Below are 25,299 nucleotides of genomic sequence, written 5' to 3' on the forward strand. Positions count from 1 at the left end.
CCGCCGGTGTTCGCGGGTGAACCCGCTCCTACAGGGTGCGCGGACTACCTGCGAACTCCGATTCCTGCACAATGGCTCCGTGACCAGACCAGATGCCAATGACCAGACAAAGACTCCACTCAACCGTCGAAACACGACACATCATTCACCTGCTGCTCGCCTGCCTCGCACTGGCAATGCCCCTGGCCCAGGCCGATCCGGCCAGTCAGCAACTGCGCAACGAGCAGCAGAAGCTGCGGCAGTTGGAACAGCAACAGCGCCTCGATCGCTGGCAACGTCCCCAGCCCTCCACCGCCCTGGAGGCCACCGACTCAACCTTAACTGCGCCCGATCAGCACTGCTGGGCAATCAGCGGCGTGCGTCTGGCTGGAAACCGCACACTCGATACGCGGCAGCTGGAATCGAGCGTGCGCGCAGTGTCTTCCTCATGCATGGGCGTCGCCGATATCGACCGATTGCTCAAGCACCTGACCCAGCACTACGTCGAGGCCGGCTACCCCACCAGCCGCCCCTATGTGGCCAGCCCGCCCGAGCACGGCGCGCCACTGGACATCGTCATTGTCGAAGGCTTCATCGAGTCGATCGAGCTCGCTGGCGCCGACCTGCCACTCTCGCTGCACGGCGCGTTCCCCGGCCAGCTTGGCCAGCCGCTGTATCTGCCGGACCTCGAACAGGGTCTGGACCAGCTCAACCGGCTGCGCGCCTATGACCTGGAGATGGCCCTGCTGCCAGGTGAGTTGCGCGGTGGCACCCGTGTGATGATCGAACCACGACGGGCCGCCTCGCCCGTGCATCTGGATGCCCTCCTCGACAACCGCGGCGGTGAGCTCACCGGCCGCCACCGCCTCAACCTGGGCCTTGGCCTGGACAGCCCGCTGGGGCTGAACGACGACCTGCGCCTGTCGCTTAGCTCGGTGGTGTTCGGCGCGCCCGGGCAAAGCAAAGGGACCAGCCTGTACTACAGCCTGCCCCACGGCCGCTGGACCTTCACCCTCAATGCCAGCCGCATGCGCTACCGCGCGCCGATCCCGAACACCCGTTATGCCAGCAACGGCCGCAGCGAGTTCTTCGGCCTCGGCGCCGAGCGCGTGCTGTGGCGCAATCACCAGGGCATGCTCAGCGCCAGCGCCCGGCTGGACCGCAAGCAACTGGTCAACCGTTTCGGCCCCGCCGTGCTGGCCCTGCAGAGCCCGACCCTGGCCACCGTCGAGGCCGGGCTCAACCTGCTGTGGCTCGAAGGCGGGCTGTGGAACGCCTACCTGGGGCTGAGCCAGGGCATGCACTGGCTCGGCGCCGACCGCCCATTCGCCCACAAGCAGGCGCCACGACCGGATTTCACCAAGTACCGCGCCAACCTGCTGCACCTGCGCCAGGGCCCCGCCCAATGGCCGTGGCGCTGGCAGAGCGAACTGGCGCTGCAATACAGCACCCATGTGCTGCCTGCCGTCGAACAGATGTCACTCAGCGACCATTCGGCCGTGCGTGGTTTCCGCCAGCACAACGTCTCCGGCGCCAGTGCCGGCGCCTGGCGCAATACCTTCAGCCAGCCACTGCCGCTGCCGGTACAGGTGCGCCCCACCGCAGGCCTGGACCTGGGCTGGGCCCGCTACGCACGCACCAGCCCGTCGCAGCGCCTGGTCGGTGCCTCGGCAGGCGTCGAACTGAGCCTGCCGCACAGCCAGCTGCGCCTGGACTACCAGCGCGGGCTGTATGCCAGCGATCGACCACGCAAGGCGCTGGAGCAAGGCTTCTGGGTCGCGCAGTGGTCCCTGAACCTCTGAGCTACCAGCTCAGCCGGCGCTGCCCTACGCGGTCTTGCGGCCCCAACCATTGCAGGCCGCGCAGCACCGGTGTCAGGCCGGCGTCAGCCGACATTGCGAAGTCGAGCTGCGCCCGCCGTGCCACCAGGTCGGCCTCCAGGCCAAGCTGGTGCTGACCTTGGCGAACCAGCCCCGCAGCCAGCCGCCAGCCCTGGCGGCAGTCCATTTCCAGCGTCCCCTGCCCCAATCCCAGGGACCACGGGGCGCTCAAGGCCAGATCGGCCACCGTGATCCGCCCTTCAGCGGCCAGGCAACGCTGCCCCGAGCCTTGCAGGCTGATGCCCCCTTGCCACTGCCCAGTCAGGCGGTATCCCAGGGCAGCGCTGGGCTGCGAGCCCACTGCCTGCAGCCCGGCCTGCCAACGCCACGGCCAGCCGCTCAGGCGCCCTTGCCAACCCTGGCCTTGAAAACCCAACCGCACCTGCAGGTCGCGCTGCCACGGTCGCCACGTCCATTGCACCGGGCCTGCCGCACCCAGCCGAACGGCCTGCCCTTGCCACAGGCTGCCGCTCACGCCCTCGGCCGGTAGCCCAACCCCCGCGACCAGCCAGCGTGCCGGCAGCTCGGTCAACAGTGTCAGGCAGAACACCAGGGCCACCCACAGCCCAGCCCGCCGGTTCATGGCCGCAGCCGCACGGTAAAGCGCAGCCCCTCGGTGTCTCGCTCCAGCCCCCACTGCAAAGGCTGCGCGCCATCATCGCGCAGGGCCTGCAACCAGCCTTGCAGCGCCTGGGCATCGGCCACCTTGCCACGCGCCAGCCAACCTTCGTCCTCGGGCTGCACCTCGGCCAGCTCGATGCGTCGCGCCTGGGCCGACTGGTGCAACTCTTCCAGGGTCAATGCGGGTTGCTGTGCTGGCGCCGTCAGCGATTCGGCCAGCGCCCGCCACTGCGCCTGTTCGCGCCAGTAGGCGTTACCCTCGCGCAGCGCCAGCAGCACAACCAACAGCGCGACGGCGCCCCAGGCCAGCGATAACCGATGCTGCTGCAACCATTCGCGGTTCATGCTGCGCTCCCCAGGTCGAACACCACGCGACGCGCCTCGTCTTCCACCTGGACCTGCACGCCGATCGCCGTGGCCATGTCGTGCCAGGGCGCGACGTCGCCCTCGCCTTCCAGCTCCAGGTGCCAGCGCTGGCCGTCGTACCGCACCGCCCGCACCTGCCAGCCAGGGTGATCGCTCAACCAGGCATGGACCTGCGCCTGCACCGCGTCGAGCAGACGCAGGCGCACCTGGCTTTCACCGGCGTCGTCCCACAGGCGCTTGAGCGCCACCGCCGCCTGGCGTGGTGTCGCCTGGGGACCGGTCACCGCCAGCACCTGGGCGCGATAGACCTGGGCCTGTCGCCACTGTTGCGCGCACCACAGCCCGCCCCATGCCAAGGCAAGCGCCAGGCAGGCGACGGCCAGGCGCGATTGCCCGCCCTGCAAACGCGGGCGTGAGCGGGCACGTCGCGCCTCGAACACCCCCGGCAGGCCATCGAGCGGCGCCAGCACCTCTGGCCATGGGCCCTCGATGCATTCGGCGTCATCGGCCAGCCCGTCCAACGCCGGCGGCAGGCCGAGCGCCTGCGGCCAGGCCAACCAACGCGCCTGGCTTTTGTACAGGCTCGTCGTCCCTCGTCGCCAATGCCAACCCGCCGCGCCCACGCTGTCGGGCAGCAGCTGGAACTCAGCCCAGCAACGCTCCACCGGCAATGCCCAAGTGGCGCACTGAGCACGCCATTCGTCCAGCCTCGCCCGCGCCACCACCAGCAATTGCACCTGCCCCGCGTGACGCCCGATACAGGCACACAGCACCTCATCGACGCCTTGCAGCAAGCGATCCTCGACCAGCAACGGCCACTCTTCGCGCTTGAGCCCGGGTGGCGCGGCCAGCTGGAAGTGGCTGCAATGCTCGCCGGGGACGATCAGGGCGATGCGCGCCTCGAGCCCTGGCGGTGGTTCCCCCAGACCCTCGCGCACGGGGCGTCCCTGGATTACCAGCAGCCACTCCCAGACCTCGCCTGGGCGCAGCAGCAGCCAGGGTTGTGCCGACGCCCGGCGGCGCCATTCAAGCTTCATGAGCGCCCCCAGGGCAGAACGAAGGTGCAGGTAAACGGTGCTCCATCACGCACTAGCTCCACGCGCACACCCCGCCCGGGGTGCGCCGATTGTTCGGAAGGCCAGGCCAGCCAGCGGCCGGACTGGTGGTAGAGGATGTTCATCGCGCTGACCCGCTCCAGCCGTTCGCGCATCACCCACTGCGGGGCCGCGGCGGCATACAGGTCGGCCGAGGTTTCCAGCAGCAGGCGTTGTTCGCGGGGCTCGAAACGCAGGCGCTGGCGTTGCAGACGCGAGCCGCCCTCGGCCTGGGGCCAGGCTGCGGCGGCCACCCACAGCAACTGCTGGCGGTCGGGTTGCCAGTCGAGCCAGCGCGGCGCCAGCGGCAGGCGCTGTTCATACACACGGCGCAACACCGGGCTGTCGAAGCGCCGCTCCAGCGCCAGGCAGAAATCCAGCACGCCGGTTTCGCGTACCTGTTCGTCGAGCCGCTCGCGCACCTTCAGCCAACCGTTGACCAGCGCCGACAGCATCACCCCGAGCAAGGCGGTGAGAGCCAGGGCCACCAGCAGCTCGATCAGGGTCATGCCCGCCTGGCGCCGCTTCATGGTCGCTCCAGGAACACGGTGTACTGCCCAAGCGGCAGGCGCTGGTCGCGGTCGGCATGCAGCAGCAACTCACCACGGCGCAGGTCGCGCACGCCGGTACGGCGCAGCTGCAGCTGCCAATGGCAGGCCTGCCCGCCCTCGACCAGCACGCCGCTGTCCTGGTTGGCCACCGGCCAGTACTGCTCGACCGCGAAACGTGCCTGCAGCTCGCGGGCGCACAGCAGGCCCAGGCGATGCTGCTGCACGGTGTCCTGCACAGCCAGGCGCTGGCGCAGGACCTGACTGGTGATCACCGCCAGGACCGCGGCGATGCCCAGGGCCACGCTCACTTCGAGCAAGGTGAACCCCCGTTGCCCGCGTTTCATGGCATCACGCTCACGCGCAACTGGCCACTGCGGTCCCAGTCCCAGCGCCGGCCGCCCTCGGCCCAGCGCCAGCGCACGGTGCCCGGGCGAGCCCAGCCATCGGGGGTGAACAGCAGCGCGGGCGTCTGGCTGGCCGGCCAGTCCGGGCGCAGGCCCTTGGGCCAATCGCCCAAGGCCACGGTTTCCACCTGCCATTGATCACCTTGGCGGCGCACGAACTCAGGTCGCTGGCCGTTCCAGCGAATCCCCCGCAGTTGCCCGGCATGACGTGCCAGGTCGGCCTGGGCCACGGTGGCGGCGGCCAGGCGGTCGAGGGTCTGGTCGACGCTGCTCCTTCCGCTGTCGAGCCAGGCCACCGCAAGGCTGGTCATCAGCGCGGCGATGGCCAGCACCACCAGCAGTTCGAGCAGGCTGAAGCCGCGCTGTTGGATCGGGACAGCGTGGGAGCGGGCTTGCCCCGCGATGGCGGTGGCATGGCCAACATTGCCATCGCGGGGCAAGCCCGCTCCCACGCAGTTGCGCTCATTTCGGGCAGGCATTTCAGAGCGCCCAATTGCCCAGGTCGGCATCGAGCCCTTCGCCGCCCGGCACGCCGTCGGCCCCCAGCGAATAGACATCGACCCGGCCATGCTCGCCGGGCATGCGGTACTGGTATGGCGTGCCCCACGGATCTTCCGGCAGACGGCGGATGTAACCATCGCTGCGCCAGCTGCGTGGCAGCGGTTCCTGGGTCGGTTTCTTCGCCAGCGCCGCCAGGCCCTGCTCGTTGCTGGGGAAACGCAGGTTGTCCAGGCGGTACATGTCCAGCGCCTGCTCCAGGGTCGCAAGGTCGGCCATGACCTTCTGCTTCATAGCCTTGTCCTGGTTGCCCAGCACGCTGGGCGCGACCACGGCGATCAGCAGGCCGATGATGAAGATCACCACCATGATTTCCATCAGCGTGAAGCCACCTTGGCGGTTGCGTCGTTGTTGCATGAAAGGTCTCCTTGTCACAGTTGCAATCCCTGGTTGAGCTGCATGATCGGCAGCAGCACCGCCAGCACGATGAACAGCACCACCGCGCCCATCACCAGGATCATCAGCGGTTCGAACAACGCCATAGCGGTGTCCACCTGGCGGGCGAAGCCACGTTCCTGGTCATCGGCCACCCGCTCGAGCATGTCGGCCAGGGTGCCGCTGGCCTCGCCGCTGCCGACCATGTTCACCAGCAGCGGCGGGAATTGACCGGCGCCATCCAGCGCCCGGTGCAGGCTGGTGCCGCCCTGCACCTGCTGGCGCACCTGCGCCATGGCGGCACGGATACGCAGGTTGCCGACCGTCTCGGTGGCCACCTGCAGGGCTTCGAGCAGGGCCACGCCACTGCCGCAGAGAATCGCCAGGCTGCGCGCCAAGCGCGCGCTTTCCAGCACCTGCAGCAGCGCGCCGACACGCGGCAGGCGCAGCAGCAGGTCGTCGCGACGCAGGCGCCAGTGCGGCTTGCGCAGCAGCCAGCCGCCAGCCACGGTCAGGCCGATCGCCAGCGCCAGCAGGTACGGCCCGGCATGGACCAGCCCCTGGCTGATGCCGATCAGCAGCGAGGTAATCAACGGCAGGCTCTGCCCGGAATGGGCGAACTGCTCGGTGAGCTTGGGCACCACGAAGGTCATCAGGCCGACCACCACCGCCAGCGACACGCCCATCAGCACCGCCGGGTAGATCAGCGCAGTGCGGGCCTTGTGACGCTGGCGCTGCACCTGCTCCAGGTGATCGGCCAGGCGCGCCAGCACCTGGCCCAGGCGCCCGGAGCGCTCGCCGGCCTCGACCAGCGCGCAGTAAAGCCCGGTGAACGGCGCGCCCTGGCGAGCCAGACTGCGGGCCAGCCCCAGGCCTTCGGCGAGGGAACCACGCAGGGTCACCAGCACCGCATGCAGGGCCGGCTGGCGCAGCTGCCGCTCCAGGGTGGCCAGGGCATCGACCAGTGGAATACCGGCACCGACCAGGGTCGCCAGCTGCCGGGTCAGCTCGCACAGCTGGGCGCGGGTCAGGCGCTGGCGGCGGGGCTGTGCGCTGTCGTGGCGCTGCAACTGCCGGGCGAACAGGCCCTGCTCACGCAGCAACTGGCGCGCATGCCGCTCGCTGTCGGCCTGCACGCTGGCCTTGTGCGCCTTGCCGGCAAGATCCACGGCCTGGTAGCGATAGGTCGGCATGCTCAGCCCTGCACCACGCGCAGCACTTCGGCCAAACTGGTCTCGCCACGGGCCAGGCAGTCGCGGGCCTCAGCCACCAGGCTCTGCCGGCGGCCATCCAGGTAGGCCTGCATGGCCAGCTCGCTCTCGCCGTCGTAGAGCAAGGTGACCAGCCCGGCATCCAGCTCGATGAATTCGTACAGCCCCAGCCGACCGACATAGCCACTGCCCTGGCAGTGCTCGCAGCCGACCGGGTGATAGCTCTCGCGCAGGCTGCCCAGCTCCGGCCACAGTTCGCGCTCGGCGCCTTGCAGCGGCTGGGCCACCGCGCAGGCACACAGCCGCCGCACCAGGCGCTGGGCCAGCACGCCGCGCAGGCACGAGGCGATCAGGAAGGGTTCGATGCCCATGTCGCGCAGGCGGGTCACCGCGCCCACGGCGCTGTTGGTGTGCAGGGTGGACAGCACCAGGTGACCGGTGAGGCTGGCCTGCACGGCGATCTGCGCGGTTTCCTGGTCGCGGATTTCGCCGAGCATGATCACGTCCGGGTCCTGGCGCAGGATCGCGCGCAGGCCGCTGGCGAAGGTCAGCCCGGCGCGGGGGTTGATGGCGGTCTGGCCGATGCCGGCGATGGCGTACTCGACCGGATCCTCGACGGTGAGGATGTTGCGGCTGCCGTCGTTCAGACTGTTGAGGCTGGCGTATAGCGTGGTGGTCTTGCCCGAGCCGGTCGGGCCGGTGGACAGCACGATGCCGTTGGGCCGCGCCAGGCATGAGCGCAAGCCGCGCAGCACGGCGGCGGGCATGCCCAGGTTGTCCAGCGCCAGCAGGCTGGCCTGTTTGTCGAGCACGCGCATCACCACCCGCTCGCCATGGATCCCGGGCAAGGTCGAGACCCGCACATCCACCTCGCGCCCGGCGGCGCGCAGGGTGATGCGGCCATCCTGGGGCTGGCGCTTCTCGGCGATGTCCAGCCGGGCCATGACCTTGATCCGCGACACCAGCATCGCCGACAGCGCCCGGGGCGGGCGCAGCACTTCGCGCAGGTGGCCGTCGACGCGCAGGCGCACCACCAGGCTCTGCTCGAAGGTCTCGATATGGATGTCCGAGGCGCGCAGGCGCAGGGCCTGGCCGAACAGGCCGTTGATCAGGCGGATCACCGGGGCTTCGTCATCGCTTTCCAACAGGTCCTCGATGCGCGGCATCTCGCTCATCAGGCTGTCCAGGTCGACCTGCTCGCCGATGCCTTCGATCAAGGCCTCGTTCGCCGCCTCGCCGGCCTGGTAGAGCTGGCCGAGCCGCTCGTCGAAGTTCGCGCTGTCGAGGTGCTCGACGCCCACCGGCTGGCCATGCACGCGCAGCAGCTCCTGCAACTGGTCGCTGTCGGCGTCACTGCGCAGCCACAGCTGCCAGCCGCCTTCGGTCGGCGCCATGGCCACGCCGCTCTGGCGCGCCAGGCGATAGGGCAGCATCACCAGTCACCGCCTTCGAGGCGTGCCCGGCTGGAGGGAAACACCTGCAGCAGCGGCAGGCCTTCGGCCAGAGCCGGCAGCTTGAGCGGGGTGTTCTGCTGAAGGCTCTGGTACTTCTGCTGGCTCAATCCGGCCAGGCTCTCGCCGTCGCGCAGGATGCGCGGACGGATGAACACCATCAGGTTCTGCTTGGTGTTCTTGCTGGCGTCGGAGCGGAACAGCCGGCCCAGGTAGGGAATGTCGCCGAGCAGCGGCACGCGCTGGTTGCTGGTGGAGAGCTCGTCGCTGATCAGCCCGCCGAGGATCACCAGGCCGTTGTCCTCGACCATCACCTTGGTCTTGATCTCGCGCTTGTTAGTGATCACGTCGCTGGCGGCGCTGGAATCGGCGATCGACGACACTTCCTGGACGATGTCCAGGCGCACGCTGTTGTCGACGTTGACTTGCGGCTTGATGCGCAGCTTCACCCCCACCTCCTTGCGCTCGATGGTCTGGTAGGGGTTGGCGTTGTTCTGGGTGACGGAACCGGTGACGAACGGCACTTCCTGGCCGACCAGGATCGACGCCTCGGCGTTGTCCAGGGTCAGCAGGGTCGGCGTGGACAGCAGGTTGAAGCCGCTCTTGCCCTTGAGCGCGTTGACCAGCATGGCGAAGTTGAAGCCGCCGCCGATATGGCCGATGCCGGCGGTGGCGCCGGTGGTGGCCGACAGCAGCTTGCCGAGTTTTTCGTTGTCGCCGCTGCTGGCAGCCCCGGCGATGCTGGCGATGTTCACCCCGTTGCCGCCGAAGTTGACGATGCCGGCGCCGAACTTCTCGTCGGCGAACAACCACTGCACGCCCAGCTCCTGGGCGCTGCTGTCGGACACCTCGGCGATGATCGCCTCGACCACCACCTGCGCCCGGCGGATGTCCAGCTGCTCGACGATGCTGCGGAAGGCGGCCAGCTCGCTGTCCGGGCCGACCATGACCACGGCGTTGGTGCCCTCCTCGTATTCCAGGCGGATCCCCGAATCGCTGGCCGCCGGCACCGGCGCCGCGTCCTTGCCCTCGCCTTCGGCGGCCGGTACCGCGCCGGCCTGGCTCAGGCCGCGCAACACCTTGACCACCTCGGCGGCGTTGGCATGGCGCAGGTACATGACCTGGGTATTGCTGCTGCGCAGGTTGTCGCCGGGCCGGTCGAGCTGGGCCAGCAAGGCCCGCACCCGCTCGCGGCTGTCGGCGCTGCCGCGTACCAGCAAGGCGTTGCTGCGCGGATCGGCGACCACCTGGGCGGCATCGCCGCCCTGCTCGCGGGCCAGCAGGCGGGTCACCAGGCCCGCGGTGTCGGCGGCGCTGGCGTGCTTGAGCGGGATGACCTGCAACGGCTCGTCGCTGACCTGGTCGAGCTGGCGCAGCAGGCTGTCGATGCGCTCCAGGTTGCTGCGCCAGTCGGTGACCACCAGCAGGTTGGCGGCCGGGTACGGCGTGATCACGCCGACCCGTGGGTCGATCAGCGGCTTGAGGATGCCGAGCATCTGCTCACTGGCGGCGTTGCGCACATTGAACACACGGGTGGCGACGCCATCGCTGCCCTCGGATTTCTTGCCGGCGCTTTCCACCGGCACCGGCTCCAGGCGCGCGGCCTGGTCGGGGACGATTTTCACGCTGCCATTGGGCAGGTCCACGGCGGCGAAGCCCTGGGCCCGCAGCTGGGCCAGGAAGATATCGTAGATGGCGTCGGCGTCATGCCGATCGACCGTGCGCACGGTGACCTTGCCCTGCACCCGCGGGTCGACGATGAAGGTGGTGCCGGTGATGCGTGACACACTGTTGATGAACTCACCGAGCTCGGTGTCGACGAAATTGACCTCGTACAGCGGCGTGCCGTCGTCGGCGAACACTTCCGGCTCTTCGGCCCGGGCCAGGGACATGCCGAGCATCAGCAGCCCGGCCAGACAGTACCTTGCAATCATCATTCACCCTTGGCGCTTGAAGCCGGTCACGGCGGGGCGTGGCGGCCAGGGCAGGCGCTCGCGCCGGCCGTTGTTGTCGAAGATCAGGCCATCGACGTCGATGTCCTGCAGCACGATGCCCGGCGCCAGGCGCTGGCCACGGCCGAGGGTGCGCACCTGCTGGCCGTGGCGCAGCACCACCACGCTGGCCGATAGCGGCTGGGCCTTGAGCCCGCCCAGGTAAGCCAGGGGCAGGCGGGTGATGGGAATACTTCCGTCATCGACGGGGGCTTGCCAGTGCTCCACCAGCAGGCCCGGCAGCGCGACATCCGCCTGAACCGGTGCGCTGGCCGGCAGCGGCTGGCGGCTGAGCAGCAGCACGCATTGCGCCGCCAGCCAGCCGGCCAGGCTCAGCAAGGCGAAGGTGGCCAGGCGCGAAGTCACGCCGCCACCTGGTGCGGGTGCCAGCCCGGATGGCCCTGGACGTAGCGCACCGCCGGCAATTGCAGTGTTGCCAGCGCCCAGCCCGGCGTCTGCCGGGTCAGCCAGGCTTCCAGGGTCTGCCACAGCGGTACACCGGCCTGGGCGTCGAAGTGCAGGCCGAAGGTGCGGCACAGGCCCTCGACCGGTTGCAGGCCGATGATGCGCTTGCCGTTGGGGCTGTAGCTCACCTGCCAGCCCTGGCTTTGCCAACGCGGCAGGTCCTGGCTGTTGTCCAGCAGCAGCGGGTCGCCGAACAGTTGCTCGGCGGCGTTCTCCAGCACCTGTTCGACCTGACGCGCCGGGGCTTCGACCACCGGCGCGGGGTAACCGCCGGTGAGGCTGATCAGGTGTTCGCGGGTAATCGGCTCGCCCGCTTGCAGCGGGTAGTCGTAACGCAGGCCGGGCAGCAGCACCGGCATGCTCGAATCGTCGGCCAGGGCCTGGTGCAGCAATCGGTCCCAGCTGCCGCCACGGGTATCGCGGCGCCACAGCGCCTCGGGGGCACGGGCCAGGGGCTGGTCGAGCCAGGCGGCATGGCCGCTGCGCTGGCGTTGCAGCTCGCCGCGCAGCTGGCTGGCGCGGGCCTGGGCTTGCGGCCCGAGGCTGTGCTCGAAGGCCGGGAAGAACCGCGCCTCGAACTGCCACTCGCCACCGGCCTGGCGGCACCGCAGGCGAAACGCGCCGCTGGCCCGGCAGCCGGCGAACAGCACCGGCACCCGCCGGCCACTGGCCTGGCTCGCCAGTACCGGCGCGGGCCACAGGTCCTGGCCGCGGGCGCACAGCAGCACATCCACTTCCGGCACCCGCTCGGCCAGCCACAGTCCGGGGCCGGTACCGACATCCGCCAGCGCCACCACCAGGTCGGCCTCGCGCCGGGCCTGCTGGAAGCTCGGTTGCAGCGACTGGTACCACTGTTTCAGCGAGGCTTTCTGGTCCTGGGCGTAAGGGTCGGTGACACCCACCACCGCAATGCGCACGCCGCCGCGCAGGAACACCTTGACGCCTTCGACGCCCAGCGCCTTGGCCTGGGTGTCGGCAAGGCCGGCGCCGAGGGTAATAGAGGAAGACTGGCGATAGAGCCCGGCGCTGCGCTGCGGCCACAGCACCCGCTCGTCGCTGCTGACCCGCACCTCGCTGCCGAGCAACTGGCTGCCCTGCACGCCGCTCTCGCCCTGGGTGAGGTAGGCCAGGCCGCTGCCGTTCCAGCACTGGCCGTTCTCCAGGGTCAGGCACTGCTCGCTGCCGGCTTCGACGCGCAATTGCTCGAGCAACGCCGCGAGTACCGCGTAACCACCGGTACGGGCTTGCCCGCTGAGGCCGGCGTCGAGCAACGGCGCCAGTTCCGGCTGCCCGGCACTGGCATTGGGCCCACTCATCCACGGCGCGCGGCCCAGGTGGCTCACCGGCCCCAGGCGGGTGGCCGGCACCACGGCCTGGCCCGGCTGGCGGGCATCGAGGGTGTCGGCCACATACAGCAGGTCCAGCGCCCGGTCGCTGCCGCCACGCGGCCCCGGTAGCGCGGAACAGGCGCCGAGCAACGGCGCCAGCGCACCGACGCCCATCCACCCGATCACCTCGCGCCTGCCCACACTGCTTGCCATCGACTCCGCCATCCCTGTTCACGTTGGGCTCCGGATATTGCGGCGTTGGCGTGACAGTTTGATGGCAGAAATCCGCTGCTAATTCCAAAACAGACTTGATTAGGCCTTTAGTAATAGCAGCGCGTTTTAAACGCCCTTTAACATTTCTGCCAATCAATCGACATACTTGCCGTCTACAGTCGCGGTTTCCTTCAACTCAGCTAATAAAAGGACACCCTGATGAGTCGAGATACCGGCGATAACCTGGACCGGAACCTGAGCGGCAACCTGCCGATGGCCAGTGTCATGGACACCTACCTGAGCCGTCGCGCCGTGGTGCGCGGCAGCCTCGGCGCCGCCATCGCCATGATCGCCGGCACCGGCCTGACCGGTTGCTTCGACGGCGGCGGCGGTTCCGACAACGACGATCCGGCGCCCCAGCCGGAGAAACCGAAACTCAAGCTGGGCTTCAATTCAATCCCAGGCTCGCGCACCGATGCCTGCGTGGTCGCCGCCGGCTACAGCGCCTATGTGCTGGCGCCCTGGGGCACGCCGCTGAACGCCACCGCCAACCCATGGAAGGCCGACGGCAGCAACACCTCCACCGACCAGGCCAACGCCATGGGCATGCACCATGACGGCATGCACTTCTTCCCCATCAACGGCAGCTCCAGCGATGGCCTGCTGGCGATCAACTTCGAGTACATCGACACCGCCGCCCTGCACCCGGCCGGCCCTACCACCGTCGCCGGCAAGCGCCCGGTCGAGGAGGTGCGCAAGGAGATCAACGCCCATGGCGCGGGCGTGGTGCGTATCAGCAAGGTCGCCGGGCGCTGGCAGGTGGTCGACAACGACCCGCTCAACCGCCGCTTCACCACCGTCTCGCTGATGGACATTGCCGGCCCCCTGCGCGGCACCGACCACGTCAAGACCAAGTTCTCGCCCACCGGCACCCAGTGCCGTGGCACCAACAACAACTGCGGCAACGGCTACACCCCGTGGGGCACCTACCTGACCTGCGAAGAGAACTGGCCCGGCATCTTCGTCAACAAGGGCACGCGCCCGGCCAACCAGGTGCGTATCGGCGTCGCCACCAGCAGCGGCCAGTACAAATGGGAAACCGCGGCCGGTGACGCCAGCGAAGTGGCCGGCGAGTTCGCCCGCTTCGACATCACCCCCACCGGCGCCAGCGCCACCGACGACTTCCGCAACGAAGCCAGCACCTACGGCTACATCGTCGAGATCGACCCGTACACCAGCAACACCCTGGCAGTGAAACGCACCGCTCTGGGCCGTTTCCGCCACGAAGGCTGCTGCCCGGGCCTGCCGGTGGCCGGCAAGCCGCTGGTCTGGTACACCGGCGACGATTCCAACAACGAGTACCTGTACAAGTTCGTCTCCGACGCGCTATGGGACCCGGCTGACGCCAACCCGGCCGACCGCCTGGCCACCGGCGCCAAGTACCTGGACAAGGGCAAGCTCTACGTGGCCCGCTTCGACGCCAACGGCACCGGCGCCTGGCTGCTGCTCGACGTCGCCACCCCGACCACCGGCGGCAGCACCCTCGGCGCGCTGTTCACCGATTTGCCAGGCATCATCCTCAACACCCGTGGCGCCGCCGACGCCGTGGGCGCCACGCCCATGGACCGCCCGGAGTGGACCGCCGTCAACCCGCTCAACGGCGACGTCTACCTGACCCTGACCAACAACAGCGCGCGCACCGCCGCCAAGGTCGACGCGGCCAACCCGCGCGGCCCGAACCGCCATGGCCACATCATCCGCTGGCACGACAGCGACGACCACAAGACCTTCACCTGGGACATCTTCGTGTTCGGCGCCAACGCCGCCGGCGCCCCGGACATCAACCGCTCGGGCCTGACCGAACTGAACCAGTTCGCCAGCCCCGACGGCATGAGCTTCGATAGCCGCGGCGTGCTGTGGTTCGAGACCGACAACGGTGAGGCTACCCTGACCAGCTACACCAACGACCAACTGCTGGCGGTGATCCCCACCGACCTGGTGGACGCCAACGGCAAGCAGATCCCGGTCAACGCCACCAACCAGGCGGCCCTGCGCCGCTTCTTCGTCGGCCCGAACGGTTGCGAGGTGACGGGCATCGCCTTCACCCCGGACAACAAGACGATGTTCGTCAACATCCAGCACCCGGACAACTGGCCGACCACCGACAAGGCCACCGACGTCACGCCGACCGGCACCTCGGTGCGGCCACGGGCTTCGACGGTGGTGATCCAGCGTAACGATGGCGGGGAGATCGGCACGGCCTGATCGAGTCGACCGGTGTTCCCACAGTGACAAACGAAAAAGCCGCCCATGGGCGGCTTCTTTCGATTCGACTGAGGCTCAGTAGACCTCGAGGTTCCAGCCCACTGGTTCGACAGGTTCCCCTTTGAGGATCTTCTCTGCCCGCTCGGCCATTGCCTTGCACAACTCCTCGCCCGTCATCTCACGCTTCTTCGCAGTGTTGGCGGGGGTTGGTTTGCGAACCAGTGGTGTACGCAACTCAATTCTCATATTCATGCTCCTTGTCGCAGGGCACGCCTTGCGCGCCAGCGTGGCCTGCCTCAGGCGAGGCTAGCATCTTGCCCAAATGGTAGCAGACAGGGTTCATCAACTGCACGAACAGGTCTGCACGGTCCGCATTCATCAGCATGTTCTCGGCATTCTTGCTGACGTTCAAGACGCCCATCAATGCCCCCTGATGAAAGAGGGGCAGACTGATCAGCGATTTCGCATGATCAAGCTTGCGGTAGTAATCCTTTACCTGTTGCTCGTATCTGGGATTGATTTCGCTGTTGATGATTTTCTGATTGGCGAACCACAGGGCCATGGTTTCATTGATGTTCGGTACATAGCCAGGTTGACCGGTCGCCGCCGCTCGCGCCGGCCCCGGGAGATTTGGATGATGGAACGAGGGGTCATAGCACGCCGTTCGAGTGAATGGCAGGCAGATCTGCTCGGCCGACCCATCGGGACGCCCGGGGCATGATGAGTTGACGGATAGCCCTGTGTCCTGGATGAACAGGATGCCCGAGCAGCGCTCTATCACCACGTCATAGGATTGGTTGTGCAGAAAGAACTCGTATTGCAGCAACCAGTCCTGCAATGCGTATGAGTCCTGGTTGACGAAGGCTTGCGCATCATCCCCCAAGGCCAGGTCACGTACCGGTGTCAGGGAAATTTCGTCCCGGTACAGGACCCGCATGATATTCGCATGGTAAGTGACGAAACGGTTGGATGCCGAGACGCCATCCCACAGCCTGGTGAGGCTCAGGATGATCGACATGATGGTTCGAATGCGCTGTACGATCGTTTCCGGGCTGAGCGTACGAGCCTCGTGCTTGGTCAGCTGACGCAACTCGCCGATTGTCCTCAGCGCATCCACATAGTCATTGATGAACTGCCGAGGAGGCAGATTGGTCAGACGCCCTTCCATCTCGCGGCGTTGACGTTCCAGGTCGGCCTCCTTGCGACGTGCGATATCCGTCAAACCCAATTCGCGCAGCCACACCAGCACAAGCGCAACCACGGTCAGGCAGAGCGCGATAATGGAGTGCGCGTAGGTTTCAGGTACAGGGAGCGATGTGTCATCGATCAGGTACTTGCACTGTTCGAGGATCGGAGTGCTGCAGATCGATACGAATCCCGCACTGCCGACAGAAAACACTGCCAGCAAGATCGACCCGGCGGCAGACGCAAAGCACTTCGAGAGCCCTATCCGGAAACGCCCGTCAATGGCCACGCCATCACTCAGGGCCTGGAGGGTTTTCTCGCCCCAGTTGGGGCGGGTGGTGTTCAGCATGAGAGGTGAATACCCAGTAGAACATGTGGTCGGCGGGTAGCTTAGCCGCCCACGTCACCGCCCATGCTGAACGGATCAACTCATCCGACATTTCCTACGATACATAGCGAATTTCCAACCATCAGTAACAAAGCTTTACCAGGCTACGGGCTCCCGCCCCCTGACCCGCACCTGCTGCGCCGGCACCCGCGCATGCCACTGCACCACGCCCAGCGCCTCGATCTGGAACTGGCTGCGCAGCGTGCGTCCCTCTTCCTCGAACGACAGCTGCAGCACGAAATGGCCGCTGTTGAGCAACAACCCTTCGCTGAGTCGGGCGAAGGTCTCGTCATCCACCGCCCCCAGCGCCTGGCGCAATGCCGCGGCATCCACATAGCCCGCCGCCGGCCGGCCGCTGATGATGCGGCTGAGCATCGAACGGGAAAACTGCCCCTCGTACAAGGCCTCCAGCAACGGCAGGTGCTCCAGCCCCAGGGCGTTGGCATTGAGTCGCCAGCCGCCGGTCGATGGCAGTGCGCAGAGCATTCGGTAGCGGCCTTGCCGGCCACTGTCGGGCTCCAGCAGCAGGTTGAGTTCACTGGTGTCGAGCATCGGCTGGTTGGCCGCCAGCCGGGGTGGCTGCTGGCGCAGATACTGGGCACTCTCGGCCCCTTGCAAGCGGGCATCGCTGTCGGCATCCAGCCAGTCAGCCAGGGCATCGACCAGCCGCTCGGCGGCCATGTCGTCGCCGAGCAGGTGGCGCAGCTGGCGCTCGGCCCGCGGACCATCCTCGCCCAACAACGCATTCACGTTGAAGCAACCATGCTGGTCGATCACCCGCAGTTGCGCCTTGCCGGCGCCGAAGTCGTAGGCCAGCGGCTGCCCGCGCAGGGCCTGCCAGAACAGCGGGCTGGCCCGCCAGGCCGGATCGCGCAGGGCCTGGGAGGCATAGGCCAGCCCAGCCTGCTCCATGGCCCGTACCTGCACCCGCTGGTGCAGCAGGCGCACCTCATCCACCTGGCGCCGTCCATCCTCCACCAGCCAGGCCAGCCCCGCCGCGAGCATCGCCAGTACCACCAACACCATCAGCAGTGCCGCGCCCTGTTGTCGCCTGCGCCCCATCCCTGTCTTCCTGTGGCCGCTGAAAAGCGCCAGTCAACACGCCCGTTGTTGCAGTCAGATGGCAGTCATGTGCCCGTCATCTGCGCAGGGCAGGATTGGCCTTCCTTTTTCTTTGACCTGACAGGAGTGGTCTTACATGGGTGGCATCGGAATCTGGCAATTGGTGATCGTGCTGTTGATCGTCTTCCTGCTGTTCGGCACCAAGCGTCTCAAGGGGCTCGGCAGCGATGTCGGTGAAGCGATCCAGGGCTTTCGCAAGTCCATGGGCGGTACTGCCGACAATGGCGTCGAGCAGCAACCCCAGGTGCTGAACAATCAGCCGGTACAGCAGGCGCAGACGGATCGCCAGGCCTGATGTTCGAGATAGGCTTCACCGAACTGCTGCTGGTCGGCATCGTCGCCCTGCTGGTGCTCGGCCCCGAGCGCCTGCCGGTGGCGGCGCGTACCCTCGGCCGTAGGCTGGGCCAGGCGCGGCGGGCGTTGAATGCGCTGAAGGCGCAGGTGGAGCGGGAGATCGACATACCCGCCCTGGATGCCGTGCCGTTGCAGCGCCTGGAACAAGAGATCCGCCAGGGTATCCAGCTCGACGCGACGCCGGCCAATGATGCGACTCCGGTCGCCCACGCCAAGGAGAGCGCCTGATGTCCCTCGCCCTCGAACAGGCGGCGCGCATGCCGCTGACCGACCACCTGCGCGACCTGCGCAAGCGCCTGGTGCGTTGCCTGCTGGTGGTCGCGCTGGTGTTCTGCGGCTTGTTCCCCTTCGCCCAGACGCTGTACACGCAGATCTCCGAACCGCTGCGCCGCTACCTGCCCGAAGGCGCCAGCATGATCGCCACCAGCGTCACCTCGCCGTTCCTCACACCGTTCAAGCTGACAGCGATGTGCGCGCTGTTCGTCGCCATGCCGCTGTTGCTGCATCAGGCCTGGGGCTTCATCGCCCCGGGGCTGTACCGCCGTGAACGACGCATCGCCCTGCCGCTGCTGGTGTCGAGCATCCTGCTGTTCTACGGCGGCATGGCGTTCGCGTTCTTCCTGGTGTTCCCGATGATGTTCGGCTTCTTCGCCAGCGTGACCCCCGACGGGGTAGCGATGATGACCGACATCGGCTTGTACCTGGACTTCATCATGGCGCTGTTCCTGGCGTTCGGCCTGGCCTTCGAGATCCCGGTGGCGACCGTCATCGTGGTCTGGGCAGGGTTGACCGACGTGGCCACGCTGCGGCGCAGCCGGCCCTATGTGATCGTCGGGTGTTTCGTGGTGGGGATGATCCTGACGCCGCCGGATGTGTTTTCCCAGACCATGCTGGCAGTGCCGATGTGGGTGCTGTTCGAGGTGGGGTTGCTGGCGTGTGGGTTGGTGCGGCGGGCGGTCTAACACTGTACCGGCCCTATCGCGGGGCAAGCCCGCTCCCACGCCAATCGCACATTTGCACACTCTGCGTGGGAGCGGGCTTGCCCCGCGATAGGGCCATCGGCTCAACCGGAACGGTTCAACCCCACCTCCATGTCATCGATCAACGCCTTGGCCATGGCACTGAGGATCCGCGCCGAGCTGCCGGCCAACAGGTCACCCTCCATTTCCGCCTCGCAGGTCAGGTGGCGGATGCAGCCGAGCAGCACCGACAACTCGCTGAAGGCGTCCTCGAAGGAAACACCCGGCTCGACCTTGAACAGGTCCAGGCAGACCGTGCGACCGGCGGTGTGTCCGCGAGTCATGGTCGGACCTGCGGCTTGTGTTCGAGCAGGGCGCAGGCCAGTTGGCCTAGGTAGTCGCTGGCGGTGAACAGGCGGTCCTGGGCTTCTCCGGGTTCGGTCTGGAAGTAGATATCGAGCACATCGGAGATGGCGGTGGCTACCTCGACAGCAGCGGCCATCGCCTCCTCGCGGGTGAGCGTGGAACGGATACTGATGAAGGGTGCGAGACGGGGTGGATCGGGGACGATTTTTTTCATAGGTCCAACTCTTGTGCGTTCCAAGGAAGCGCCATCCCATGGCAATTCTCACAAGACAAAGGGTGGCAGCCGTGAACGGGGTGAGAATCCGGGGCACAAGAAACCCGGTCAGACCGAAGTCTGCCCGTGCACGGCTGCCATGAAGGGACTGCCGAAAAACTTGTACTCCAGGATTCTCACACCCTGGTCACCAAATCTGGCGACCCGATGAAGTTATCCCTGGGGTATTTCCCCGACAACGCGGCGGCTTCCGGCAAGCGCGTAGGATAGTTCCCAAGCTTTGTTGGCTGAAGCATTTGGTTTCAGATTCGGAAATATCTGACAGTTCTTGAGATCGCTGGGGCTGTTTCACAGCCCTTTCGCGGCACAAGGCCGCTCCTACACAGGAGTACGCGCATCCCTGTAGGAGCGGCCTTGTGCCGCGAAAGGGGCGCAAGGCGCCCCCAGGGATTACGACAGATAACCTGACCAGTGGTATTGACCTGGTATTAAAGTGGTATTAATTTCCACCCAACAATAATACCGGACACCGCCCATGCGTCCTCTATCGGCCCTGCGCCCCGACGACACCAGCGCCACCCCGCTCTACCTGCAGCTGGCGCGCAACCTTGAGCAGGCCATCCACGCCGGCCAATGGACCGCCGACCAGGCGCTGCCCTCGGAGCGCACCCTCAGCGAAACCCTGGACATCTCCCGGGTCACCGCGCGCAAGGCCCTCGAGGTCCTGCTCGAACAAGGCCTGATCCATCGCATCCAGGGCTCCGGCACCTTCATCACCCCACGCCTCGAACAACCCCTGTCACGCCTGTCGAGCTTCAGCGAAATGCTGCGCATGAAAGGCTTCGTGCCCAGCTCCCAGTGGCTCGAGCGCAGCATCGGCACCCCGAGCAACGACGAACTGATCCGCCTCGGCCTGTCGCCCACCGACCAGGTGGTCCACCTCAAGCGCCTGCGCAAGGCCGACGACATCGTCATGGCGGTGGAGGTCAGCACCCTGCCCGCCCGCCTTCTTGGCGACCCGCAGGCCATCGGCGACTCGCTCTACCAGCACCTCGACCGGCTCGGCCGTCCGGTGGTCCGCGCCCTGCAACACATCCGCGCAATCAACGCCAGCGAAGAGCTGGCCGCCCAGGTGGGCATCGCCCCCGGCACCGCCATGCTGCTGATGACCCGTATCGGCTACCTCGACGACAACACCGCCATCGAGCTGACCGACACCTACTGCCGCAACGACTACTACGACTTCGTCGCCGAACTGCGACGCTGACCGGAGCCCCCATGGAAATCGCCAATATCCTCACCCCCGACGGCTGGGTGCGCGGACAACTGCACCTGGAAAACGGCCGCATCCGGGCCATCGACGGCACGCCGTGCGACCCGCAGGCCAACGACCTGCCGTACCTGCTGCCCGGTTTCATCGACCTGCACGTGCACGGCGGTGGCGGCAGCGACATCATGCAGGGCGGCGACGCCTTCGCCACCATCGCCCGCACCCATCGGCGCTTCGGCACCACCTCGCTGCTGGCCACCACCATGACCGCGCCCCGCGAGGAGCTGACCCGCGTGCTCGCCGAACTGGGCGAACACCTCAGGCAACCGCGCCAGGGCGCGCGCATCCTCGGCGTGCACCTGGAAGGCCCGTACATCAACCCCGGCAAGCTCGGTGCACAGCCGAACTTCGCCCACCAGGCGCTGCTCGACGAGGTCGAGCAATACCTGGCCCTGGCGCCGATCAAGGTCATCACCATCGCCCCGGAAGTCGCCGGCCACCTGCCGCTGATCCAGGCCCTGAGCCAGCGCGGCATCCGCCTGCAGATCGGCCACACCCTGGGCAGCTACGAAGAAGGCGTGGCGGCGCTGGAGGCCGGTGCCACCAGCTTCACCCACCTGTACAACGCCATGAGCCCGCTGCACCACCGCGAGCCGGGCATCGTCGGCGCGGCCCTGGCCCACGCCCGCTACGCCGAACTGATTCCCGACCTGCTGCACGTGCACCCCGGCGCCATGCGCGTGGCCCTGCGCTCGATCCCCTGCCTGTACTGCGTGACCGACTCCACCGCCGCCGCCGGCATGCCCGATGGCGAATACCGCCTGGGCAGCCACACCGTGACCAAGTGCCTGGGCGGCGTGCGCCTGCCCGACGGCACCCTGGCCGGCAGTACCCTGACCATGGACCAAGCGCTACGCAATCTGGTGAAGATCGGCCTGCCGCTGGCCGAAGCGTCCGAGCGCCTGTCACTCCATCCCGCCGATTATCTCGGCATCGCCGACCGTGGCCGCCTGCAAGCGGGCGCCTGGGCCGATGCGGTGCTGCTGGACCGCCAACTGAACCTGACCGCCGTGATGATCGAAGGAGAAACCGCATGAGTTCAAGGATGCTCGAAGAAGCCCGCGCCTGCGCCGAGGTCGTCGAACGCCAGACGCAGACGCTGGACCCACGCCTGCAAACCCTGGCCGAACAGCTGCGCCGGCTCGATCCGCAAGTGGCGCTGACCGTGGCCCGGGGCAGCTCGGACCACGCCGCCAGCTACTTCGCCTACATCGCCATGCAGCAGCTGGGTCTGCCGGTGGCTTCGCTGCCGATGTCGGTGGTGACCCTGCAACAGGCACCGCTGCGGGTGCGTGGCCAGGTGGCGCTGGGCTTCTCGCAGTCGGGCCAGAGCCCGGACCTGGTCGACAGCCTGCGGCGCCTGGGCCAGTGCGGGGCGACCACGGTCTCGCTGGTCAACGCCGAAGGCTCGCCCCTGGAGCAGGCCTGCCAGCACCACTTGCCGCTGTGCGCAGGCCCTGAGCTGTCGGTGGCGGCGACCAAGAGCTTCGTCGCCACCCTGGCTGCCGGCGCCCGCCTGGTCGCCCACTGGGGCCAGGACCGCGCCCTGCTGGAAGCCGGCCTGGCCCTGCCCGCGCAGCTGCGCGAGGCCGCGGCGCAGGACTGGAGCCCGGTCATCGACACCCTGCGTGACAGCGAGCGCCTGATGGTGATCGGCCGTGGCGCGGGCTTTGCCATCGCCCAGGAAGCCGCGCTCAAACTCAAGGAAACCTCGGTGATCCAGGCCGAGGCCTTCAGCAGCGCCGAAGTGCGCCATGGCCCGATGGCCCTGATCGATGCCCAGTACCCGCTGCTGGTGTTCGCCCCCCGTGGCGTCGAGCAGGCCGGGCTGCTGCAACTGGCCGCCGACATGCGCCAGCGCGGCGCCCGCGTGCTGCTGGCGGCGCCGGCCGATATCGCCGGGCGCGACCTCACCCTGAGCTGCGCCGAACACCCGGCCCTGGACCCGCTGCTGGCGATCCAGAGCTTCTACATCATGGCCGCGGCCCTGGCCGAGGCCCGCGGCCTCGACCCCGACCAACCGCGTCACCTGAGCAAAGTGACCTGCACGCAGTGAAGCCGCGAGGAACAGCGCATGCCCGACAATAACAAGATTATCCTCCATGCCCCGCTCGCCGGACCGCAGGTACCGCTGGACCAGGTACCGGATCCGGTGTTCAGCAGCGGCACTTTGGGCGACGGCGTCGCCATCGACCCGTTGAACGACGTGCTGCACGCGCCCTGCGCCGGCGAAGTGGTGCAACTGGCGCGCACCGGCCATGCGCTGACCCTGCGCGCGGCCAACGGTGCGGAAATCCTTTTGCATATCGGTGTCGACACCGTGCAGTTGCAGGGGCGCGGCTTCTCGCCGCTGGTGGCGCTGGGCGACCAGGTGACCCTGGGACAACCGCTGGTGCGCTTCGACATGGACCTGGTGGCCCAGCACTGCGTCAGCCTGGTCACCGTGATGCTGGTCAGCAATGGCCCGGGCTTTGGCCTGATGCGGCTGGAGACAGGCACTGCGCGCCTGGGCGCGGCGCTGCTGGAGGTCGAGGCCACGGGCAGCGAAGCGCAGGCACGACCGGTCAGCCATGAGTGCGCACGCGGTCATGCCCGGGTCGCCCATCACGGCGGCCTGCACGCCCGCCCCGCCGCCCTGCTGCGCCAGACCGCGCAGGGTTTCCAGTGCCATGCCGTGCTGCGTTTCGCCGAGCGCGAGGCCGACCTCAATAGCCTGGTGGCGGTCATGGGCCTGGGCGTTGGCGAAGGTGCCGAAGTCGAACTGATCTGCACCGGGCCGGACAGCCAGGCCGCGCTGCAGGCGTTAATCGCCGCGGTGCAGACCGCCTCGGCCGGTGAGCGCCGTACCACCCATGCGCCCACCAGCGCCGCCACGCCCAAACCCAATGCCGAGCCCGGCGTGCTCAACGGCGTCTGCGCCGCCCCCGGCCTCGCCCTCGGGCCATTGGCGCGCCTGGACGGCATCAGCCTGCCGGCGGACAGCGGCGACAACGACCCCACCGAACAGCACCAGGCACTGAACACTGCCCTGGCCGAGGTCCGCCATGCCATCGACCGCGACTGGCGCCACCTGCCTCGCGGCCAGGAGGACGCAGCTGCGATCCTCGAGGCCCACCTGGCCCTGCTCGACGACCCGGCCCTGCTCGGCGACGCCCGCCAGCATATCGCCGGCGGCGTCGCCGCCAGCCATGCCTGGAGCCGCGCCATCGAGACCCAGTGTCAGGTCCTGCGCAGCCTCGGCAATCCGTTGCTGGCCGAGCGCGCCAACGACCTGTACGACCTGCAGCAACGAGTACTGCGCGCCCTGCTCGGCGAAACCCGGCAACTGCGCCTGCCGCCGGCAGCCATCATCGTCGCCCACGAACTGACCCCCTCCGACCTGTTGCTGCTCGCCCGCCACGATGTCGCCGGGCTGTGCATGGCCGCCGGTGGCGCCACCTCGCACGTCGCCATCCTCGCCCGTGCCCGCGGCCTGCCATGCCTGGTAGCCCTGGGCGAAGCGCTACTCGACCTGCCCGCCGGCACGCCGCTGGTGCTGGACGCCGACCAGGGCCGCCTGGAAACCCAGGCCGCCCCGCAACGCCTGGCCGAGGTCCACTGCCACCTGCAGCAACGCCGCGAGATCCGTCAGCGCCAGCAGGCTGCCGCGCAGGAAAGCGCGCGTACCCGCGATGGCCAGCTGATCGAGGTCGCGGCCAATGTCGCCAGCGCCGACGAGGCCGCCCAGGCCCTCGCCCAGGGCGCCGACGGCATCGGCCTGCTGCGCAGCGAGTTCCTGTTCATCGACCGCCCCACCGCACCGGACGAGGCCGAACAGCGCAACGCCTACCAGGCGGTGCTCGACGCCATGGCCGAGCGCCCGGTGATCATCCGCACCATCGACGTCGGCGGCGACAAGCAGCTCGACTACCTGCCCTTGCCGGCCGAGGCCAACCCGGTACTGGGCCTGCGCGGCATCCGCCTGGGCCAGGTGCGCCCGGAGCTGCTCGACCAGCAACTGCGCGCCCTGCTCCAGGTCAGCCCGCAGCGGCGCTGCCGAATCATGCTGCCGATGGTCACCGAGGTCGACGAGCTGATCGCCATCCGCCAGCGCCTCGACCGGCTGGCCGCCGAGCTGGGCGTGACGACTCGCGCCGAACTGGGGGTGATGATCGAGGTGCCGGCCGCGGCGCTGCTCGCCGAGCGTCTGGCCGAGCACGCAGACTTCTTTTCCATCGGTACCAACGACCTGTCCCAGTACACCCTGGCCATGGACCGTGACCATGCCGGGCTGGCCGCGCGGGTCGATGCCCTGCACCCGGCACTGCTGCGCCTGATCGGGCTGACCTGCCAGGGTGCGGCGAAACACGGGCGCTGGGTCGGCGTGTGCGGCGCGCTGGCCAGCGATCCGCTGGCCACGCCCGTGCTGGTCGGCCTGGGCGTGGCCGAGCTGTCGGTCAGCGCGCCGCAGATCGGCGAGATCAAGGCTCTGGTCCGCCAGCTCGATGCCAGTGCCTGCCGCCGCTTCAGCCAGGGCCTGCTGGGCCTGGCCAGCGCCGGTGCGGTACGCCAGGCCTGCCGTGACTTCGCCGCGCAACCCAACGCCCAACCTGCGGCCCCCGTGGCCCTACAACAATAATCGGAGCGCAC

Annotated in this window: 26 protein-coding genes; 9 read left to right on the plus strand and 17 right to left on the minus strand. The window is 68.0% G+C overall.

What is annotated here, in order from left to right; translation table 11 throughout:
• Positions 1 to 92 precede the first annotated feature (92 nt).
• Positions 93 to 1,781 (plus strand): ShlB/FhaC/HecB family hemolysin secretion/activation protein, encoded by a 1,689-nt coding sequence (locus PRtIB026_RS24130; RefSeq protein WP_420713596.1) that lies wholly within the window; start codon positions 93 to 95, stop codon positions 1,779 to 1,781.
• A gap of 1 nt (position 1,782) precedes the next feature.
• Here PRtIB026_RS24130 and PRtIB026_RS24135 read toward each other — a convergent pair whose 3' ends face one another.
• The 12 genes from PRtIB026_RS24135 to PRtIB026_RS24190 are packed head-to-tail and all read right to left on the minus strand — an operon-like array spanning position 1,783 to position 12,487.
• The gene (locus PRtIB026_RS24135) at positions 1,783 to 2,442 is read right to left on the minus strand and encodes a type II secretion system protein N (RefSeq protein WP_232855930.1); all 660 of its coding nucleotides are present in this window, start codon (positions 2,440 to 2,442) and stop codon (positions 1,783 to 1,785) included.
• Positions 2,439 to 2,825, minus strand: a complete 387-nt coding sequence (gspM, locus tag PRtIB026_RS24140; RefSeq protein WP_203651008.1) for a type II secretion system protein GspM — start codon at positions 2,823 to 2,825, stop codon at positions 2,439 to 2,441. The genes PRtIB026_RS24135 and gspM overlap by 4 nt, the downstream gene beginning before the upstream one ends.
• Entirely contained in the window at positions 2,822 to 3,883 is a 1,062-nt protein-coding gene (locus PRtIB026_RS24145; RefSeq protein ID WP_234562193.1) for a GspL/Epsl periplasmic domain-containing protein, read from the minus strand. The genes gspM and PRtIB026_RS24145 overlap by 4 nt, the downstream gene beginning before the upstream one ends.
• Positions 3,880 to 4,470 carry a prepilin-type N-terminal cleavage/methylation domain-containing protein gene (locus PRtIB026_RS24150; protein ID WP_234562195.1) on the minus strand — a complete coding sequence of 197 codons (591 nt, stop codon included), beginning with the start codon at positions 4,468 to 4,470 and terminating at the stop codon, positions 3,880 to 3,882. The genes PRtIB026_RS24145 and PRtIB026_RS24150 overlap by 4 nt, the downstream gene beginning before the upstream one ends.
• Positions 4,467 to 4,835 (minus strand): type II secretion system protein, encoded by a 369-nt coding sequence (locus tag PRtIB026_RS24155; protein WP_203651006.1) that lies wholly within the window; start codon positions 4,833 to 4,835, stop codon positions 4,467 to 4,469. Before PRtIB026_RS24155 ends, PRtIB026_RS24150 begins: the two co-directional genes overlap by 4 nt.
• Positions 4,832 to 5,374, minus strand: coding sequence for a type II secretion system minor pseudopilin GspH (gspH, locus tag PRtIB026_RS24160; protein ID WP_203651002.1), 543 nt, complete (start codon positions 5,372 to 5,374; stop codon positions 4,832 to 4,834). Before gspH ends, PRtIB026_RS24155 begins: the two co-directional genes overlap by 4 nt.
• A 1-nt stretch (position 5,375) precedes the next feature.
• Positions 5,376 to 5,810 (minus strand): type II secretion system major pseudopilin GspG, encoded by a 435-nt coding sequence (gene gspG / locus PRtIB026_RS24165; protein WP_028691608.1) that lies wholly within the window; start codon positions 5,808 to 5,810, stop codon positions 5,376 to 5,378.
• A gap of 14 nt (positions 5,811 to 5,824) precedes the next feature.
• Entirely contained in the window at positions 5,825 to 7,021 is a 1,197-nt protein-coding gene (gene gspF / locus PRtIB026_RS24170; RefSeq protein ID WP_203651001.1) for a type II secretion system inner membrane protein GspF, read from the minus strand.
• A 2-nt stretch (positions 7,022 to 7,023) separates the two neighbouring features.
• On the minus strand, positions 7,024 to 8,472 hold the full coding sequence (locus PRtIB026_RS24175) for a GspE/PulE family protein (protein WP_203652600.1): 1,449 nt from the start codon (positions 8,470 to 8,472) through the stop codon (positions 7,024 to 7,026).
• Complete coding sequence (gene gspD / locus PRtIB026_RS24180) at positions 8,472 to 10,424, minus strand: type II secretion system secretin GspD (protein ID WP_203650996.1); 1,953 nt, start codon at positions 10,422 to 10,424, stop codon at positions 8,472 to 8,474. Before gspD ends, PRtIB026_RS24175 begins: the two co-directional genes overlap by 1 nt.
• A gap of 3 nt (positions 10,425 to 10,427) precedes the next feature.
• The gene (locus PRtIB026_RS24185; RefSeq protein ID WP_203650992.1) at positions 10,428 to 10,847 is read right to left on the minus strand and encodes a pilus assembly protein PilZ; all 420 of its coding nucleotides are present in this window, start codon (positions 10,845 to 10,847) and stop codon (positions 10,428 to 10,430) included.
• On the minus strand, positions 10,844 to 12,487 hold the full coding sequence (locus tag PRtIB026_RS24190) for a lipoprotein UxpA (protein ID WP_203650990.1): 1,644 nt from the start codon (positions 12,485 to 12,487) through the stop codon (positions 10,844 to 10,846). Before PRtIB026_RS24190 ends, PRtIB026_RS24185 begins: the two co-directional genes overlap by 4 nt.
• A gap of 219 nt (positions 12,488 to 12,706) precedes the next feature.
• Here PRtIB026_RS24190 and PRtIB026_RS24195 point away from each other — a divergent pair, with 219 nt between their 5' ends.
• A complete protein-coding gene (locus PRtIB026_RS24195; RefSeq protein ID WP_203650988.1) occupies positions 12,707 to 14,752 on the plus strand; it encodes a PhoX family protein in 2,046 nt (681 codons plus the stop codon).
• 75 nt (positions 14,753 to 14,827) lie between these two features.
• Here the strand turns inward: PRtIB026_RS24195 and PRtIB026_RS24200 are convergent, their stop codons facing one another.
• The 3 genes from PRtIB026_RS24200 to gspK form a co-directional block, all read right to left on the minus strand.
• On the minus strand, positions 14,828 to 14,998 hold the full coding sequence (locus tag PRtIB026_RS24200) for a hypothetical protein (protein WP_203650986.1): 171 nt from the start codon (positions 14,996 to 14,998) through the stop codon (positions 14,828 to 14,830).
• A complete protein-coding gene (locus tag PRtIB026_RS24205) occupies positions 14,988 to 16,286 on the minus strand; it encodes a hypothetical protein (protein ID WP_203650984.1) in 1,299 nt (432 codons plus the stop codon). Before PRtIB026_RS24205 ends, PRtIB026_RS24200 begins: the two co-directional genes overlap by 11 nt.
• Before the next feature lie 135 nt (positions 16,287 to 16,421).
• Positions 16,422 to 17,387 carry a type II secretion system minor pseudopilin GspK gene (gspK, locus tag PRtIB026_RS24210; protein WP_203650982.1) on the minus strand — a complete coding sequence of 322 codons (966 nt, stop codon included), beginning with the start codon at positions 17,385 to 17,387 and terminating at the stop codon, positions 16,422 to 16,424.
• 136 nt (positions 17,388 to 17,523) lie between these two features.
• Here gspK and tatA point away from each other — a divergent pair, with 136 nt between their 5' ends.
• Genes tatA through tatC form a run of 3 tightly spaced genes read left to right on the plus strand, consistent with a single transcriptional unit; the run spans position 17,524 to position 18,763 of the window.
• Positions 17,524 to 17,742: a twin-arginine translocase TatA/TatE family subunit gene (tatA, locus tag PRtIB026_RS24215; protein ID WP_062574996.1), complete on the plus strand. Its 219-nt coding sequence runs from the start codon at positions 17,524 to 17,526 to the stop codon at positions 17,740 to 17,742.
• Positions 17,742 to 18,029 carry a Sec-independent protein translocase protein TatB gene (gene tatB, locus PRtIB026_RS24220; RefSeq protein WP_203650980.1) on the plus strand — a complete coding sequence of 96 codons (288 nt, stop codon included), beginning with the start codon at positions 17,742 to 17,744 and terminating at the stop codon, positions 18,027 to 18,029. The genes tatA and tatB overlap by 1 nt, the downstream gene beginning before the upstream one ends.
• Entirely contained in the window at positions 18,029 to 18,763 is a 735-nt protein-coding gene (tatC, locus tag PRtIB026_RS24225; RefSeq protein ID WP_203650979.1) for a twin-arginine translocase subunit TatC, read from the plus strand. Before tatB ends, tatC begins: the two co-directional genes overlap by 1 nt.
• Positions 18,764 to 18,864: 101 nt before the next feature.
• On the opposite strand, the gene PRtIB026_RS24230 is transcribed toward tatC, so the two are convergent.
• Positions 18,865 to 19,104 carry a DUF3077 domain-containing protein gene (locus PRtIB026_RS24230; RefSeq protein WP_050704173.1) on the minus strand — a complete coding sequence of 80 codons (240 nt, stop codon included), beginning with the start codon at positions 19,102 to 19,104 and terminating at the stop codon, positions 18,865 to 18,867.
• On the minus strand, positions 19,101 to 19,340 hold the full coding sequence (locus tag PRtIB026_RS24235; protein ID WP_203650978.1) for a hypothetical protein: 240 nt from the start codon (positions 19,338 to 19,340) through the stop codon (positions 19,101 to 19,103). The genes PRtIB026_RS24230 and PRtIB026_RS24235 overlap by 4 nt, the downstream gene beginning before the upstream one ends.
• Before the next feature lie 535 nt (positions 19,341 to 19,875).
• Here PRtIB026_RS24235 and PRtIB026_RS24240 point away from each other — a divergent pair.
• From PRtIB026_RS24240 to ptsP, 4 genes are read left to right on the plus strand one after another with little or no spacing between them, the layout of a single operon-like run.
• The gene (locus PRtIB026_RS24240; RefSeq protein ID WP_232855941.1) at positions 19,876 to 20,607 is read left to right on the plus strand and encodes a GntR family transcriptional regulator; all 732 of its coding nucleotides are present in this window, start codon (positions 19,876 to 19,878) and stop codon (positions 20,605 to 20,607) included.
• An 11-nt stretch (positions 20,608 to 20,618) separates the two neighbouring features.
• Complete coding sequence (gene nagA, locus PRtIB026_RS24245; RefSeq protein ID WP_203650977.1) at positions 20,619 to 21,707, plus strand: N-acetylglucosamine-6-phosphate deacetylase; 1,089 nt, start codon at positions 20,619 to 20,621, stop codon at positions 21,705 to 21,707.
• Positions 21,704 to 22,726: an SIS domain-containing protein gene (locus PRtIB026_RS24250; RefSeq protein WP_234561687.1), complete on the plus strand. Its 1,023-nt coding sequence runs from the start codon at positions 21,704 to 21,706 to the stop codon at positions 22,724 to 22,726. Before nagA ends, PRtIB026_RS24250 begins: the two co-directional genes overlap by 4 nt.
• An 18-nt stretch (positions 22,727 to 22,744) precedes the next feature.
• Positions 22,745 to 25,288: a phosphoenolpyruvate--protein phosphotransferase gene (gene ptsP, locus PRtIB026_RS24255; RefSeq protein WP_267813132.1), complete on the plus strand. Its 2,544-nt coding sequence runs from the start codon at positions 22,745 to 22,747 to the stop codon at positions 25,286 to 25,288.
• Positions 25,289 to 25,299: the final 11 nt, after the last annotated feature.

The sequence above is a fragment of the Pseudomonas sp. RtIB026 genome (assembly GCF_016861355.2).
Classification (GTDB): domain Bacteria; phylum Pseudomonadota; class Gammaproteobacteria; order Pseudomonadales; family Pseudomonadaceae; genus Aquipseudomonas; species Aquipseudomonas peradeniyensis.

Excerpts from the sequence above, each read along its gene's own strand:
- PRtIB026_RS24175 (WP_203652600.1), bottom strand. The coding sequence starts at position 8,472 with ATGCTGCCCTATCGCCTGGCGCGCCAGAGCGGCGTGGCCATGGCGCCG.
- PRtIB026_RS24150 (WP_234562195.1), bottom strand. The coding sequence starts at position 4,470 with ATGAAGCGGCGCCAGGCGGGCATGACCCTGATCGAGCTGCTGGTGGCC.
- tatB (WP_203650980.1), top strand. The coding sequence starts at position 17,742 with ATGTTCGAGATAGGCTTCACCGAACTGCTGCTGGTCGGCATCGTCGCC.
- PRtIB026_RS24155 (WP_203651006.1), bottom strand. The coding sequence starts at position 4,835 with ATGAAACGCGGGCAACGGGGGTTCACCTTGCTCGAAGTGAGCGTGGCC.
- PRtIB026_RS24130 (WP_420713596.1), top strand. The coding sequence starts at position 93 with ATGCCAATGACCAGACAAAGACTCCACTCAACCGTCGAAACACGACAC.
- tatA (WP_062574996.1), top strand. The coding sequence starts at position 17,524 with ATGGGTGGCATCGGAATCTGGCAATTGGTGATCGTGCTGTTGATCGTC.
- nagA (WP_203650977.1), top strand. The coding sequence starts at position 20,619 with ATGGAAATCGCCAATATCCTCACCCCCGACGGCTGGGTGCGCGGACAA.
- gspD (WP_203650996.1), bottom strand. The coding sequence starts at position 10,424 with ATGATTGCAAGGTACTGTCTGGCCGGGCTGCTGATGCTCGGCATGTCC.
- PRtIB026_RS24250 (WP_234561687.1), top strand. The coding sequence starts at position 21,704 with ATGAGTTCAAGGATGCTCGAAGAAGCCCGCGCCTGCGCCGAGGTCGTC.
- PRtIB026_RS24240 (WP_232855941.1), top strand. The coding sequence starts at position 19,876 with ATGCGTCCTCTATCGGCCCTGCGCCCCGACGACACCAGCGCCACCCCG.
- PRtIB026_RS24135 (WP_232855930.1), bottom strand. The coding sequence starts at position 2,442 with ATGAACCGGCGGGCTGGGCTGTGGGTGGCCCTGGTGTTCTGCCTGACA.
- PRtIB026_RS24200 (WP_203650986.1), bottom strand. The coding sequence starts at position 14,998 with ATGAGAATTGAGTTGCGTACACCACTGGTTCGCAAACCAACCCCCGCC.
- PRtIB026_RS24205 (WP_203650984.1), bottom strand. The coding sequence starts at position 16,286 with ATGCTGAACACCACCCGCCCCAACTGGGGCGAGAAAACCCTCCAGGCC.
- gspK (WP_203650982.1), bottom strand. The coding sequence starts at position 17,387 with ATGGGGCGCAGGCGACAACAGGGCGCGGCACTGCTGATGGTGTTGGTG.
- PRtIB026_RS24230 (WP_050704173.1), bottom strand. The coding sequence starts at position 19,104 with ATGACTCGCGGACACACCGCCGGTCGCACGGTCTGCCTGGACCTGTTC.
- gspG (WP_028691608.1), bottom strand. The coding sequence starts at position 5,810 with ATGCAACAACGACGCAACCGCCAAGGTGGCTTCACGCTGATGGAAATC.
- PRtIB026_RS24195 (WP_203650988.1), top strand. The coding sequence starts at position 12,707 with ATGAGTCGAGATACCGGCGATAACCTGGACCGGAACCTGAGCGGCAAC.
- tatC (WP_203650979.1), top strand. The coding sequence starts at position 18,029 with ATGTCCCTCGCCCTCGAACAGGCGGCGCGCATGCCGCTGACCGACCAC.
- ptsP (WP_267813132.1), top strand. The coding sequence starts at position 22,745 with ATGCCCGACAATAACAAGATTATCCTCCATGCCCCGCTCGCCGGACCG.
- PRtIB026_RS24235 (WP_203650978.1), bottom strand. The coding sequence starts at position 19,340 with ATGAAAAAAATCGTCCCCGATCCACCCCGTCTCGCACCCTTCATCAGT.
- PRtIB026_RS24190 (WP_203650990.1), bottom strand. The coding sequence starts at position 12,487 with ATGGCAAGCAGTGTGGGCAGGCGCGAGGTGATCGGGTGGATGGGCGTC.
- gspF (WP_203651001.1), bottom strand. The coding sequence starts at position 7,021 with ATGCCGACCTATCGCTACCAGGCCGTGGATCTTGCCGGCAAGGCGCAC.
- PRtIB026_RS24145 (WP_234562193.1), bottom strand. The coding sequence starts at position 3,883 with ATGAAGCTTGAATGGCGCCGCCGGGCGTCGGCACAACCCTGGCTGCTG.
- gspM (WP_203651008.1), bottom strand. The coding sequence starts at position 2,825 with ATGAACCGCGAATGGTTGCAGCAGCATCGGTTATCGCTGGCCTGGGGC.
- gspH (WP_203651002.1), bottom strand. The coding sequence starts at position 5,374 with ATGCCTGCCCGAAATGAGCGCAACTGCGTGGGAGCGGGCTTGCCCCGC.